At 67.9% G+C, this 13,365-nt stretch carries 13 protein-coding genes; all 13 read right to left on the reverse strand.

The window, feature by feature from the left end:
* Nucleotides 1-272: 272 nt before the first annotated feature.
* The 13 genes from secG to HMPREF1008_RS00260 all read right to left on the reverse strand — a co-directional run bounded on the left by secG (nt 273) and on the right by HMPREF1008_RS00260 (nt 13,300).
* The gene (gene secG / locus HMPREF1008_RS00200; protein ID WP_009277824.1) at nt 273-521 is read right to left on the reverse strand and encodes a preprotein translocase subunit SecG; all 249 of its coding nucleotides are present in this window, start codon (nt 519-521) and stop codon (nt 273-275) included.
* 214 nt (nt 522-735) lie between these two features.
* Nucleotides 736-1,500 carry a triose-phosphate isomerase gene (gene tpiA, locus HMPREF1008_RS00205; protein ID WP_009277825.1) on the reverse strand — a complete coding sequence of 255 codons (765 nt, stop codon included), beginning with the start codon at nt 1,498-1,500 and terminating at the stop codon, nt 736-738.
* Entirely contained in the window at nt 1,493-2,683 is a 1,191-nt protein-coding gene (gene pgk, locus HMPREF1008_RS00210) for a phosphoglycerate kinase (RefSeq protein WP_009277826.1), read from the reverse strand. The genes tpiA and pgk overlap by 8 nt, the downstream gene beginning before the upstream one ends.
* A gap of 109 nt (nt 2,684-2,792) precedes the next feature.
* Entirely contained in the window at nt 2,793-3,818 is a 1,026-nt protein-coding gene (gap, locus tag HMPREF1008_RS00215; protein WP_009277827.1) for a type I glyceraldehyde-3-phosphate dehydrogenase, read from the reverse strand.
* Between the two features lie 333 nt (nt 3,819-4,151).
* On the reverse strand, nt 4,152-5,087 hold the full coding sequence (whiA, locus tag HMPREF1008_RS00220; protein ID WP_009277828.1) for a DNA-binding protein WhiA: 936 nt from the start codon (nt 5,085-5,087) through the stop codon (nt 4,152-4,154).
* A 79-nt stretch (nt 5,088-5,166) separates the two neighbouring features.
* Nucleotides 5,167-6,090 carry an RNase adapter RapZ gene (gene rapZ / locus HMPREF1008_RS00225; RefSeq protein WP_009277829.1) on the reverse strand — a complete coding sequence of 308 codons (924 nt, stop codon included), beginning with the start codon at nt 6,088-6,090 and terminating at the stop codon, nt 5,167-5,169.
* A 2-nt stretch (nt 6,091-6,092) separates the two neighbouring features.
* The gene (locus HMPREF1008_RS00230) at nt 6,093-6,443 is read right to left on the reverse strand and encodes a tRNA-binding protein (RefSeq protein WP_009277830.1); all 351 of its coding nucleotides are present in this window, start codon (nt 6,441-6,443) and stop codon (nt 6,093-6,095) included.
* A 206-nt stretch (nt 6,444-6,649) separates the two neighbouring features.
* Nucleotides 6,650-7,339 carry an N-acetylmannosamine-6-phosphate 2-epimerase gene (locus HMPREF1008_RS00235; RefSeq protein ID WP_009277831.1) on the reverse strand — a complete coding sequence of 230 codons (690 nt, stop codon included), beginning with the start codon at nt 7,337-7,339 and terminating at the stop codon, nt 6,650-6,652.
* A 49-nt stretch (nt 7,340-7,388) separates the two neighbouring features.
* A complete protein-coding gene (locus HMPREF1008_RS00240; protein WP_009277832.1) occupies nt 7,389-8,357 on the reverse strand; it encodes an ROK family protein in 969 nt (322 codons plus the stop codon).
* Nucleotides 8,358-8,438: 81 nt separating this feature from the next.
* Nucleotides 8,439-9,365, reverse strand: a complete 927-nt coding sequence (locus tag HMPREF1008_RS00245; RefSeq protein ID WP_009277833.1) for a dihydrodipicolinate synthase family protein — start codon at nt 9,363-9,365, stop codon at nt 8,439-8,441.
* A 120-nt stretch (nt 9,366-9,485) separates the two neighbouring features.
* Nucleotides 9,486-10,301, reverse strand: a complete 816-nt coding sequence (locus HMPREF1008_RS00250; RefSeq protein ID WP_009277834.1) for an ABC transporter ATP-binding protein — start codon at nt 10,299-10,301, stop codon at nt 9,486-9,488.
* Nucleotides 10,302-12,341, reverse strand: a complete 2,040-nt coding sequence (locus tag HMPREF1008_RS00255; protein WP_009277835.1) for a dipeptide/oligopeptide/nickel ABC transporter permease/ATP-binding protein — start codon at nt 12,339-12,341, stop codon at nt 10,302-10,304.
* A 2-nt stretch (nt 12,342-12,343) separates the two neighbouring features.
* A complete protein-coding gene (locus HMPREF1008_RS00260; protein ID WP_009277836.1) occupies nt 12,344-13,300 on the reverse strand; it encodes an ABC transporter permease in 957 nt (318 codons plus the stop codon).
* Nucleotides 13,301-13,365 lie beyond the last annotated feature (65 nt).

Genomic DNA, 13,365 nt, shown 5'->3' on the forward strand with positions numbered 1-13,365 from the left:
ACGCTCCTCACTTCGCTTCGCGCGCCCCGGGGGCGCACGAGGACGCGACGGCGATGCGACCACGTCCCTCTTCTGCAGAATGCGCTTCCGTGGCGGCACGTCCGCCCAGCCAGAGGCGCAAGCAGCATGCCTTCGCGTCGGGCCTCGGGTGGGCCGGGAGCCAGGGCACGCAAGAACACAACGTGCAAAATCCTACCACGGCACGAGACGCGGCAGAGATAACGGCCCGTCCACGCGCCCAGGGGCGGAAGACGGGCCGTGCGCGCAAGAGCCTAGATGGTGCCCAGCGGGAAGGTCAACGCCATGACGCAGACGGTGACACCGAAGACGACCGCGGTGATGACGGTGAGGCGGTCGAGGTTCTTCTCCCAGACCCCCGAGCCGGCGGCCGAGTTGTACATGGAGGAGGCGATCATGTCCGAGACCCCGGTCCCCTTCCCGGAGTGCATGAGGATGAGGATGACCGTCAGGACGGCCGAGAGTGCCAGGATGACCAGAAGGATGGTGTTCAGAACGCCCACGAAGTGCTCCTTTTTATGTGCCCACGGATGGTGCAACTACATCGATTGGTTAGCTTACCACATGAGTCAAGGCCGTTACCAACTGCCATAGAATCGACGGCAGCCCCAAGCCTGCCGACGCTCGCCCCACGCGCGTCGGTCCCGCCCACAAAAAATGGGCCCCAACACCTCCGTGCCGGGGCCCAGGTCTCCTTGGGCGAGAGGGACCGTCCCCCTACATGGCCGCCTTGACCATGGCGGCGAAGGAGTCCGCCTTGAGGGACGCGCCACCGACGAGCGCGCCGTCCACGTCCTCCTTCTCGAGGAAACCGGCCACGTTCTCGGGCTTGGCGGAGCCGCCGTAGAGCACGCGGATGCCGTCGGCCACCTCCTGGCCGAAGACCTCGGCCAGGGTCTTGCGGATGGCGCCACAGACCTCCTGGGCGTCGTCGGCCGTGGCGGTCTTGCCGGTGCCGATGGCCCAGATGGGCTCGTAGGCGACGACGTACTTCGAAGGATCGTCGATGACGAGGTTCTCGGTGTCCTTCTTGATCTGGTCCACGACGAACTCGACGTGCTTGCCCGCCTCGCGGACCTCGAGGGACTCGCCGCAGCAGCTGATGGGCACGATGCCATGGGCCATCAGGGCCTTGGCCTTCTTGTTAATGTCCTCGTCGGTCTCGCCGAAGTAGCCGCGACGCTCGGAGTGGCCGATGATGCAGTAGGTCGCGCCGATGTCGGTCAACATCGAGGGAGCGGTCTCTCCGGTGTAGGCGCCAGACTCCTCGAAGTAGGCGTTCTGGGCGCCAAGCGAGAAGGGCGCGCTCTCCTGCTCGATGACGGTTGCGACGCCCTTGAGGTCGACCGTCGGGGGGCAGACGACGACGTCGACGTCTCCCGTGCCGCCCTCGAGCTCGCGGGCCAGGCCCTGAGCCAGGACGACGCCCTCGGAGTAGCTCTTGTTCATCTTCCAGTTGCCGGCGATCATCCTGTTACGCATCGAGAAGCGCCTCCACTCCGGGAAGGGCCTTGCCCTCGACGAGCTCCATGGAGGCGCCGCCGCCAGTGGAGATCCAGCTCATCTTGTCGGCCAGGCCAAACTTGTTGATTGCCGCGACGGAGTCACCGCCGCCGATGATGGACGTGCAGTCGGAGTCCGCGATGGCACGGGCGACGGCCTCGGTGCCCTTGGCGAACTGGTCCATCTCGAAGACGCCCATGGGGCCGTTCCAGAAGACGGTCTTGGCGGCCTTGACGGCCTCGCAGTAGAGTTCGACGGTCTTGGGCCCGATGTCCATGCCCATGCGGTCGTCGGGAATCTTGTCGGAGTCGACGACCTCGCCCGTGGCGTCCTCGCCGAAGTGGTCGGCGACCACGTTGTCGACGGGAAGCAGAATCTTGCAGCCCTTGGCCTCGGCCTTCTTCAGCATCTCGCCCGCGCGCTCGATCCAGTCCTCCTCCTTGAGGGAGGTGCCCACGCTGTAGCCCTTGGCCAGGAAGAAGGTGTAGGCCATGCCGCCGCCGATGATGAGGGTGTCGGCGGAGTCGATGAGGTGGTCGAGGACGCCGATCTTGCTGGAGACCTTGGAGCCGCCCACGATGGCGACGAAGGGGCGCTCGGGCTCGGCGAAGATCGAGGTCAGGGTGTCGACCTCCTTCTCGAGCAGGAAGCCGGCGACGGCGGGGATGAACTCGGCCGGGCCGACGACGGAGCCCTGGGCGCGGTGGGCGGTGCCGAAGGCGTCGAGGACGAAGATGTCGCCATAGGAGGCGAGCTTCTTGGCGACCTCGGGGTCGTTCTTCTTCTCGGCCTTGAGGAAGCGGACGTTCTCGAGGACCAGGATGTCACCGGGCTTGACCTCGGCGACGGCGGCGGCCGCCTTCTCGCCGTAGGTGTCGTCCACGAACTTGACCTCGTATCCGGTGAGCTCGGCGAGCTTGTCTGCGGCAGGCTTCAGCGAGAGCTCGGGCTCGGGACCGTCACCCTTGGGACGTCCGAGGTGGCTCATGAGGACGATGCCGGCGTTATGCTCCTTGAGGTACTTGATGGTGGGGATGGCGGCGCGGACGCGCGTGTCATCGGTGACGACGCCATCCTTCAGGGGGACGTTGAAGTCGACGCGCATGATGACGCGCTTGCCGTCGACGTCCACGTCGCGGACGGTCTTCTTGGTAAAAGCCATGCTCACTCCTTCTGCTGCGGCGATCGATGCGACTCCGTGCAAGAAAGGGGCGCGGCTGCGACCCGTGGGCCAGCGGCCGCGCCCCTGCAAAACCGAGGGTGCCTAGTGGCTAGGCAACGAACTTCTCGAAGTACTTGATGGTGCGGACCATCTGAGAGGTGTAGGAGTTCTCGTTGTCGTACCAAGAGGTGACCTGGACGAGGCTCTGGCCGTTGCCGAGGTCCTGGACCATGGTCTGGGTGGCGTCGAAGATCGAGCCGTGGGTCTCGCCGACGATGTCGCGGGAGACGATCTCGTCCTCGTTGTAGCCGAAGGTCTCGGGGATGGTCTCGGCGTAGGCCTTCATGGCAGCGTTGACCTCGTCGACGGTGACCTTCTTGTCAACGACGGCATAGAGGTTGGTGAGGGAGCCGGTCGGCGTCGGGACGCGCTGGGCGGCACCGATGAGCTTGCCGTTGAGCTCGGGGAGCACCAAGCCGATGGCCTTGGCGGCGCCGGTGGAGTTGGGGACGATGTTCTCGGAGGCCGCGCGGGAGCGACGCTTGTTGCCCTTGCGCTGGGGGCCGTCGAGGACCATCTGGTCGCCGGTGAAGGCGTGGATGGTGGTCATGATGCCGCTGACGATGGGGGCGAAGTCGTTCAGGCCCTTGGCCATGGGGGCGAGGCAGTTGGTGGTGCAGGAGGCGGCGGAGATGATGTTGTCGTCGGCGGTCAGCTGCTCGTGGTTGACGTTGAAGACGATGGTGGGCAGGTCGTTACCGGCGGGGGCGGAGATGACGACCTTCTTGGCGCCCGCGTTAATGTGGGCCTGCGCCTTGGCCTTGGAGGTGTAGAAGCCGGTGCACTCGAGGACGACGTCGACGCCGAGCTCGCCCCAAGGCAGGTTGTTGGCGTCCGCCTCCTTGTAGATGGTAATCTTCTTGCCATCGACGATGATGGCATCCTCGGTGGACTCGACCTTGTGGTCACGGGCGTAGTTGCCCTGGGTGGAATCGTACTTCAGGAGGTACGCGAGCATATCGGGCGAGGTGAGGTCGTTGATGGCGACGATCTCGGAGCCCTCGTGGCCAAACATCTGGCGGAACGCGAGGCGACCGATACGTCCGAAGCCGTTGATAGCAACCTTGACTGCCATGCTTTCTCCTTTCGCGAGGCCAACCGAGGCCGTTCCTCGGGAGTGGCCAACACTCTTACAAGCACACCCCTATTTTACCCACAAAACTGCAACTCGGTCGCCCAAAGCCAAATGGGGGTGAATTTGGAGGCGCGCCCACGGTTGGCCACTGTTCGGGGTGCATTTGGAATGGCCAGGCGAGAGGTACCCGGGCCCGCCGCCGTGTCCGGCGCGCCGGCAGGGACCTTCCAGGCGGGACGGGGGCGACTCTCGCCCACGGGCGCGCGCTACGCCGCGCTCGCGCTCCTCGTTAGGTGCCGTGGCCAGGGCAACTCTCGCCCATACGGGCACGCGCTACGCCCCCTGCGACTCCCCCACGATCTTCTGGAGGCGCAGGAGGCGATGGTACATGGCCGACTTGGATGCCGGCGGCTCGGCCATGGCGCCGAGATCCGCCAGCGACTTCTCGGGATGCGCCCTCCTGAGGGCGCAGAACTCCCTCACCGCCGGCGGCAGCGCGCGCAGCCCGGGCTCGCGCTCCGCCTGGTCGATGAGGCCCAGCTGGTCCGCCGCGGCACCGGTCGAGCGGGCCTGGTTGGCCATCTCGGCGTTGACGCGGCGGTTGACGTCGTTCTTGAGCGACTTCATGCGCCGCACCTTGTCGACGAGGAGGGTGGAGCGGCGCGCGCCCATGGCGTCGAGGAGGCGGGCTATCTCGTCGAAGCTCTTGAGGTAGATCGCAAAGGAGCCGCGTCGGCGGTTGAGGCGGGCGGAGACCCCCAGGTCCTCCAGGACGTCGGCGAGCTCGCGGGCGAACTCCTCGCCCGTGACCGCGACCTCGAGGTGGAAGTCGCCCCTGGGGTCCGCGATGAAACCCCCGGCCATGAAGGCCCCGCGCACGAAGGCGCGCCTGCAGTGGTCCGAGCGCAGGAGCTGCCAGGGGATGCCCGGCGCGAGGCCGCGGCCCGGCAGGAGGATGCCCAGGCGGACGAGGTCGGCCTCGAGCTCGCGCTGCTCGGGGATCTCTATGAGGTAGTTGCGGGCCTTGTGCAGGTTGGAGCGGCGCACGGTGAGAGGCGTCTCGAGGTCGAAGAGCTCGTGGGTGAGCTTGATCATGGTGCGCGCCACGGCGCCGGTCTCGGTCGAGACGCGGATCGAGTAGCGCCCCGGACCCCTGAAGGAGAGCGTGCCGCAGATGCGCGTTATGGCCGAGAGCTGGGCGTAGGCGCAGAGCGGGCACTCCCCCTCCACGCGCGACAGCTCGTCCTTCACCTGCGCGGTGAACGACATGTCCCATCACCCCCGCAGGCGAGAGTGGCCACGCGCGCGGGCTGCGACCGACCCCCGTGCCGCACCGTCGCGAGGCCCATCAGGGCCTCCGGTTGGCGAGGGGGAGGTCGCGGTGCGAAAGCGAGACGCGGTAGCCCTGCCCCGTGAGGTAGGCTGCAGTCGCGTTGGCGATGGCCACGGAACGATGCTGGCCGCCCGTGCAGCCCACGGCGATGGAGAGCTGGGTCTTGCCCTCGGCCACGTAGCCCGGCATCGCCACGTCCAGGAGGCGCTTCCAGGCGACCATGAAGTCCGCCGTCACCTTGTTCTGCATGACGAAGTCGGTGACCAGGGCGTCGTTGCCGGTGAGCTCGCGCATGGCGGGGTCGTAGAAGGGGTTGGGCAGGAAGCGCACGTCAATCATGAGGTCGGCCTCGGCGGGGAGCCCGTGCTTGAAGCCGAAGCTGAAGACGCTCACGTCCAGGAGCTGCTGCTCGTCGAGCTCCGAGAATGCGTGCCTGATGCGGCTGCGCAGGGCGTTCGTGCGCAGGCGGCTCGTGTCGATGACCAGGTCGGACTCGTCGCGGATGGGCGCGAGCGCGGCGCGCTCGCGGGCTATGGCGGCAACGGTCGTCTCGCCCTCCTGGGCGATGGGGTGACGGCGACGGGTCTCGTCGTAGCGGCGCAGCAGCACCTCGTCCGAGCAGTCGAGGAAGAGGGTCTTGACGCTGAGCTCGTGGTCACGGAGCTGCGCCAGCGCGTCGGTGACCTCGTCGAAGAGCCCCTGGCTCCTGAGGTCGCAGGTGACGGCCAGGTGACGGCCGGTGTTGGCGTTGATGCCCACCACGCGGGCGAGGTCCAGGACGAGGCGGGGAGGGAGGTTGTCGATGCAGTAGTAGCCCATATCCTCGAAGACGTGCAGGGCCTGGGTGCGCCCGCTGCCCGACATCCCGGTGATCACCACGATGTCGGGGACGCGGTCCGCCGCGGCGGCGTCCCTCATGCGCTGGCTGCTGTTGGTCATGGCTAGCAGAGCCTCGTGCCCGAGGGCACGTCCCTCTCGAGCGTCGCGAGGACCGAGGGGATGCCGTCCTCGTAGCCGATGTCCAGGAGCATGCCCTCGCTCAGCATGCCTGCCATCCTGCGCGGCGCCATGTTGACGAGGAAGAGGGTCTTGGTCCCCTCAATCGCCCTGCAGTCCTCGCGCTCCTCCCTCATCCCCGTGAGGATGGTGCGCTTGAAGTCACCGAAGTCGACGTGGAGGGCAACGAGCTTCTTGGAGCCCCTGACGTCCTCGACGCGCTCGATCAGACCCACGCGGACGTCGAGCTTGTCCCAGTCGTCGATGGTCACGTTTGGCTTGACTGCGGCTCCCATGGACCCTCCCTCTACGGGGTGCGGGCGGGGTCCTCCCCCGCCCGCGCTGCGGACTCACCTGATTGTACGGCTAGACGTCCCACGCGAACGAACCGTTTGCGACGCGCGCCCAGGGCAGGCCAGACCCCTGCCTGGCTCGCGCCAGCAGGAGGTCAGCTGCGGACCCTGAGACGCGAGAAGTCCGCAACTGACCCGAGGGCCCCGACTCATCCCTCCACCGCGGCGCGAAACCACTTGGTGAGGCTCGTGGGGTGCGTGATGCCCGTCCCCACGACCACGGCCCAGGCGCCGGCGCCGATGGCCGCCGCCGCGTCCGCCGGCGTGTGCACGTGGCCCTCGCAGATGATGGGAAGGCCTGGGAACTCCTCGGTGGCCTGCCTCAGGAGCGGGAGGTCGGGCCCGTCGTCCATGGTGGTGTCGATGGCGGCCTTGTTGTGCGAGAGGGTCGTGGACACGAGGTCGCAGCCGACGGCCACCGCGTTGCGTATGTCGCCGATGGTCATGCAGTCGGCCATGACGAGGGTCTCGCACTGGGCGCGAAGGTCCGCCACCGTCTGGGCGAAGGTCCTCCCGTCGGGACGGGGCCGGTCGGTGGCGTCTATGGCGACGACGTCCGCGCCGGCGTTGATGCAGGCGACGGCATGGCGCAGGGTCGGCGTGATGTATACGCCCTCGTGCCCCTCCTTCCAGAGGCCGATGACGGGCACCTGGACCCTGCCCTTGATGGCGGCGATGTCAGAGAGGCCCTGGCAGCGGATGGCGGCGGCGCCACCCTGCTCGCAGGCCTCCGCCATCTGGGCCATGGTCTCGGGATGCCGCAGGGGCTCCCCGGGATAGGCCTGGACGCTCACGACGAGCCTTCCCTTGAGCGACTGGACCAGGGGCGAGACTTCCATTTCTACCTCCAGACGTGGGGCCGCGCTCCTCGCACGGCCCCCTCGTTGCCTACTCGAACTCGGCGTAGCCCGAGCGGACTACGTTCTCGGCGGCGCCGATGAGGGGCGCGTTGCCGCCCAGCTCGCCCGAGCGGACGGGCGTGGATGCCACGGGCGGCATGACCGCCTCGTGCCAGCCACGCTCCATGGCATCGTGCCAGGCGGGCCCGCACTGGGCGACGGAGCCCGAGAGTATGACGCAGTCGGGGTCGAGCATGTTGCACATGCTGCCCAGGACCTCGCCTATCGCATGGCCGGAGCGCACCTCGGCGTCCCTTGCGGCCTGGTCGCCCCGTGCCGCGCGGCGGTCTATCTCGGCCCCGTCCATGGGGCTGCCGTCCGCCTGGGTGGCATCGCCGCCCAGCTCGAGGTAGCGCTCGATGATGCCGGGACCTGCGGCGATGGGCTCGAGGTGACCCGTCGCCCCACAGGAGCAGGGGACTCCGGTGGCGTCGGAGCAGCTCACGTGGCCCACGTGGCCCGCCTCGTTGTGGGCTCCCAGGAGGATGTGACCGCCCAGCACGAAGGCACCGCCGATGCCGGTGCCCACGGCGACGACCAGGCAGCTCGAGGCGTCCCTGCCACCGCCCCAGCGCGCCTCGCCCAGGGCATGGGCGTGCACGTCGTTCAGGACGCGGGCGGGAAGTCCGAGCTCGCGCGCGAGCTCGGCTCCCAGGTGGGTGCCGCCCCAGCCGGGCATGATCTCGTTCGCGTAGGTGACGTCTCCCGTCGCGGGGTCGATGACGCCCGCGCTCGAGACGCCGATGCCGTCCAGCCCGCCGCCCGCCACCTCCGCGACGCGACGGGCGGATTCGATGGCGTTCCCGAGCACCCTCTGCCCACCGAGCTTGGCCTCGGTGGGAACCTTGCCATAGTGCTCGATGAGGGGCGCCTCGCCCGCGCGGAGCGTCACGAGGGCCGAGGCGATCTTGGTGCCTCCGATGTCGAGCGCGATGACGCGCTTGGCCTCTGCTGCCATGGGACTCCTTCCTGGGGTGCGGGCGCGCCGTCGTCGCAAGCGCGCCCGGGCTTGCGTCTTCGGGCGGGAGCCGCCTCTCGCCTAGGCCTCGAGGAGGCCACAGCTCACGAGCACCGAGCGGATGGCCTCGACGTTGGTGCCCTCGAGCGCCTTGACCGGGCGGGGCATCTGGTTGGACTCGTACACGCCCATGAGCATGAGGGCGGTCTTGAAGGCGCCCACGCCGCCGCCGAAGCCCTGGACGCCGGTGGTGACGTCGAAGATGTGGCTGAGCTCGTTGAGCTTGTCCTGCTCGGCCTTGACCGTGGCCCAGTCGCCCGCCTCGGCGGCCCTCCACATGCGCACGTAGCCGTGGGGCTCGACGTTCGCCAGGCCGGGGACGGACCCGTCGGCCCCCGAGAGGTAGGCCCCGTCGACCACAATCTCGTGGCCGGTGAGCAGGCTCAGGGGATGGCCCAGCCTCTCGTTCTCCTGGCAGAGGTAGCGGAACGAGATGTCGTCGCCCGAGGAGTCCTTGACGCCCGCGAGCACCCCCTCCGCCCCCAGCCTGGCCAGGAGCTTCCAGGGGAGCTTGGTGTGCACGCAGACGGGGATGTCGTAGGCGAAGACGGGCAGGTCGAGCTCCTCGTGGAGGACGCGGAAGTGCTCCTCGACGTCTGCCATGCCGCCCAGGGCGTAGAAGGGCGCGGTGGCAACGAGGGCGTCGGCGCCCAGCTCCTGGGCGCGCCTGCCATGCTCGATCACGCGCTCGGTCTCGGTGTCGATGATGCCCACCAGGACGGGCACGCGGTGGTCGACGATGCGCACCGCCTCGCGCACGACCTCGTTGCGCCTCTCGTCGGTGGAGAAGACCACCTCTCCCGAGGAGCCCAGGAAGAAGAGGCCGTCCACGCCCGCGTCGATCATGCGGTCGATGGAGCGCTCGAAGGAGGCTACGTCCAGCCTGCGGTCCTCGGTGTCGGGGACGACGACGGGCGGCACGACGCCGCGGATCTTGAAGTCTGACATGTGGCTACCCTTTTCTCTCTGCCTGCCCGGAAGCCCGGGCACGATGGCACATCTTAGTCCTCTGCGACGCGCATGAGAGACGCGCCCCGCCCGGCACGCGGCCAGACGGGGCGCTCGCTGCTAGCGACCTATCTTGGGGTGCAAGAGCGACGGTGCCGCCCCGAGGAGCGTCTTGGTGTACTCGTCCTGGGGGTCGTTGAACACCTGCTGCGCCGGACCCTGCTCCATGATCTGCCCGTGGTTCATGACAATGATTCGGTCGGAGATGTAGCGGACCGTCTGGATGTCGTGGCTGATGAAGATCATCGAGAGCCCCAGCTCGCTCTTGAGGTCGGTGAGCAGGTTGAGGATCTGGGCGCGCACGGACACGTCGAGGGCAGAGGTGGGCTCGTCGGCGATGATCGCCGAGGGGTTGAGCGACATGGCGCGGGCGATGGCGACGCGCTGGCGCTGCCCGCCCGAGAGCTGACCCGGCAGGGCGCGCAGCGCGCTCTTGGGCAGGCCCACGAGCTCCACGAGCTCGTTGATGCGCCTCTCCTGGTCGGCGGACGCCCCCACCTTGTGCACCAGCAGCGGGTCCTGCAGCTGGTCGCGGACGACCATGCGCGGGTTGAGGGCCGTGGCGGGGTCCTGGAAGACGACCGAGACGACGCGGCCTATCTTCTTGCGCAGGTCCGCCGTGCGCTTCGTGACGTCCGTCCCCTGGAAGTAGACGTGGCCGGAGGTCGGCGACTGCAGGCCGCACATGACGTTGGCCGTGGTGGACTTGCCGCAGCCCGACTCGCCCACGATTCCTATGGTCTCGCCCGGCATGAGCTTGATGGTCACGCCCTGGACCGCATGGACCAGGTTGGGGTGGAGGATGGATCCCGTGCGGGTGCGGAAGGTAACGGAGATGTCATCGAGGAAGATGATGGGTTCCTTCTGGTCGGCCACCTACCTCACCTCCTTGAGGGTGTCTAGATAGGGAACGAGCCCGTTCTGCCTCAGATAGTCGTCGGGCAGCTCCGAGAAGCGGTGGTTGGCGCATCCCGGCAGGCTCTTGATGACGGGGTGCACGTCCAGGCCCAGCGTGGGATGGCTGGAGCGCGGGGCGAAGCGGTCGCCGCGCGGGAAGTCCTCGGGCGAGGGGACCGAGCCGGGCACCTGGTGCAGGCGGCTCCCGTCACGGGCGCCCTCCTCGATGGAGAGGACCGACCCCAGGAGCCCGCGGGTGTACTCGTGGACGGGGTTGCAGAGCAGCTCCTTGGTCGGCGCCTGCTCGATGACCTGGCCGGCGTACATGACGGTGATCTCGGACGCCACCTCGGCCACCAGGGCGAGGTCGTGGCTCACGAAGACCATGGCGAAGCCCAGCTTTGCCTGGAGGTCGTTCAGGAGCTTGATGACCTGCTTCTGGACGGTGACGTCCAGGGCCGTGGTGGGCTCGTCGCAGATGACCAGCGACGGGTCGCGGGTGAGCGCCATGGCGATGAGCACGCGCTGGCGCTGGCCGCCCGACAGTTCGTGCGGGTAGGACTCGAGGGTGCGCTTGGGATCGAGGCCTACGAGCTCGAGCAGCTCCTCCGCGGAGCGGGTCCCACCTCGGTCGGTGAGCTGCTTCATCTGCGTCGAGATGAGCATGGAGGGGTTCAGGGACGAGAGCGCGTCCTGGTAGACCATGGCGATCTCGGTGCCCAGGAGCTTGCGATGCTCCTCGGAGCTGAGCTTGAGCAGGTCCTGGCCCTTGTAGATGAGCTGGCCCGTGACCGTCTCCTTGGGGTCCACGAGGTTCATGATCGTCTTGGTGGTGATGGACTTGCCGCAGCCCGACTCGCCCACCAGGGCCATGCACTGGCCGGGGCGCACGTCGAAGCTGACGTGGTCCACGACCTGGACGTCACCGTGCGAGAGGAAGCTGATGCAGAGGTCCTTGACCTGCAGCAGGGGCTCCACGGAGTAGTCGGGGACGTGGCGGTCGTCGCGGGCGAGCTCGACCTCGCGCAGCGCACCGAGCCTGCGACCCAGCGCCTCCGCCTGCTCCTCGTAGGCCTTGACGGGATTGGAGGCCAGGATGTCGTCGGCACGGCGGCTCTCGGAGTTGTCCGCGTCGACGGGGGCGCCGGGGGCGGCGGCCATGGCGTCGGTGAGGCCCTCGGAGAGGATGTTGAGCGCGAGGCAGGTGACCATGATGGCCATGCCCGGGAAGAGCGCCTGCCACCAACGGCCCGCGAGCACGCCACCGCGGGCGTCGGCCAGGATGTTGCCCCAGGTGGGGGTGGGCTCCTGGATGCCGGCCCCTATGAAGGTGAGGGAGGCCTCGAAGATGATGGCGTCGGCCACGAGGGTCACGGTGAATACCATGATCGGCGCGATGCAGTTGCGCAGGACGTGCCTGATCAGAATCCAGGGGGCGCGGGCGCCGGAGACGATGACCGCGCGCACGTAGTCCTCTCCGTACTCGCTCACTATGTTAGCGCGCACGATGCGGGCGATCTGGGGCGTGTACATGAAGCCGATGGAGAAGATGATCGAGCCGATGCTGTTGCCCAAGATGGACACGAACACGGCCGCGAGCGCGATGCCGGGGAAGGACATGATGATGTCCAGGACGCGCATGATCACCTCGGACACCCACTTGCGCGAGACCGCGGCGATGGCGCCGATGACGGAGCCGCAGACCAGCGCCATGAGGGTGGCGCCGAAGCCGATGACCAGCGAGTAGCGGCCGCCGTAGAGCATGCGGCTCAGGATGTCGCGCCCCTTGTCGTCGGTGCCGAAGATGAAGCCGCCGCCGGGAGCCTGGCGCGCGGTGAAGATCTCGACCGGGTCATAGGGAGAGAGGACCGCGGCGAGGATGGCCGAGAGGGCCACCAGGACGAGCAGGACGAGCGAGACCTTGGAGCCGACGCTCATCTTCTTCCAGCCGCCGAGGCGAGCGCCGCCCGCGGCGGCCTGCTCGAGCTTCTCGGCCTGTTCTTTTCTCTGAGTCAGCATGGCTACACCGTCCTGATCCTGGGGTTGATGAGGAGGTAGAGCATGTCGACCACGATGTTGATCACGATGAACGACAGCGCGACGACGATGACGACGCCCTGGACCAGGTTCGTCTCGTTGCCCTGGATGCCCTCGAGGATCGCCATGCCCATGCCGGGCAGGTTGAAGATGGTCTCGATGACCACGGCGCCGCCCATGAGGTAGCCGATCTTGAGGCCCAGCGTGGTGACAGGCGTGATGAGGGCGTTGCGCAGGACGTTGCGACCGATGACGACGGCCTGGGGAAGCCCGGCGCCCTTCGCGGTCTTGACGTAGTCCTTGTCGAGCTCCTCGACCATGGCGGTGCGCACGATGCGGGTCATCTGGCCGGTGAGCGGGAAGGCGAGGGCCACGGCGGGCATGAGCATGCGCGCGGCATAGCCGCCGGGGTTGGCGAAGAAGTTGGGCAGCGGGCCCGAGGCGGGCAGCACGTGCATCATCGACGAGAAGAGCAGGATCATGAGGACCGCCAGCCAGAACGAGGGCGTGGCGAGGCCGGCGATGGAGAGCACGCGGATCAGCTGGTCGGGCCATCCGTCGCGGTAGAGCGCGGCGAGCACTCCCAGGAGGAAGGACACGATGGCACCCAGGATCAGGCCGATGAAGGTGAGCTGCATGGTGACGGGCAGGGCCTTGGCCACGCGCTCGCCGACGGAGTAGTTCGAGGCGCCGTAGCTCCCGAGGTCACCGTGGAGGAGCCCTCCCATGTAGCGGAGGTAGCGGGTGGGCAACGGGTCGTCCAGGCCGTGGTCGGCGTGGTACTGGGCCACCGCCTCCGGCGTGGCGCTCTCGCCGAGCGCGTTGTAGGCCGGGTCGACCTTGGAGAACGACATGAGGAAGAACACGAGGATCGTGACGCCGAGGGCCATGATGGGCAGCGCCACCAATCGCCGTCCGATGAGGCGCAGGAGGTTGTTCACGTGGCCTCTCCCCTTTCCGAACGCTGTGCGGTCAGGACGTGGCAGCTCCAAGGAGGTAGGGCCCG

The sequence above is a fragment of the Olsenella sp. oral taxon 809 str. F0356 genome (genome assembly GCF_000233535.1).
Taxonomy (GTDB): Bacteria; Actinomycetota; Coriobacteriia; order Coriobacteriales; family Atopobiaceae; genus Olsenella_I; species Olsenella_I phocaeensis.

Excerpts from the sequence above, each read along its gene's own strand:
- tpiA (WP_009277825.1), bottom strand. The coding sequence starts at position 1,500 with ATGCGTAACAGGATGATCGCCGGCAACTGGAAGATGAACAAGAGCTAC.
- pgk (WP_009277826.1), bottom strand. The coding sequence starts at position 2,683 with ATGGCTTTTACCAAGAAGACCGTCCGCGACGTGGACGTCGACGGCAAG.
- rapZ (WP_009277829.1), bottom strand. The coding sequence starts at position 6,090 with ATGACCAACAGCAGCCAGCGCATGAGGGACGCCGCCGCGGCGGACCGC.
- HMPREF1008_RS00245 (WP_009277833.1), bottom strand. The coding sequence starts at position 9,365 with ATGTCAGACTTCAAGATCCGCGGCGTCGTGCCGCCCGTCGTCGTCCCC.
- HMPREF1008_RS00235 (WP_009277831.1), bottom strand. The coding sequence starts at position 7,339 with ATGGAAGTCTCGCCCCTGGTCCAGTCGCTCAAGGGAAGGCTCGTCGTG.
- HMPREF1008_RS00230 (WP_009277830.1), bottom strand. The coding sequence starts at position 6,443 with ATGGGAGCCGCAGTCAAGCCAAACGTGACCATCGACGACTGGGACAAG.
- whiA (WP_009277828.1), bottom strand. The coding sequence starts at position 5,087 with ATGTCGTTCACCGCGCAGGTGAAGGACGAGCTGTCGCGCGTGGAGGGG.
- gap (WP_009277827.1), bottom strand. The coding sequence starts at position 3,818 with ATGGCAGTCAAGGTTGCTATCAACGGCTTCGGACGTATCGGTCGCCTC.
- HMPREF1008_RS00255 (WP_009277835.1), bottom strand. The coding sequence starts at position 12,341 with ATGCTGACTCAGAGAAAAGAACAGGCCGAGAAGCTCGAGCAGGCCGCC.
- HMPREF1008_RS00240 (WP_009277832.1), bottom strand. The coding sequence starts at position 8,357 with ATGGCAGCAGAGGCCAAGCGCGTCATCGCGCTCGACATCGGAGGCACC.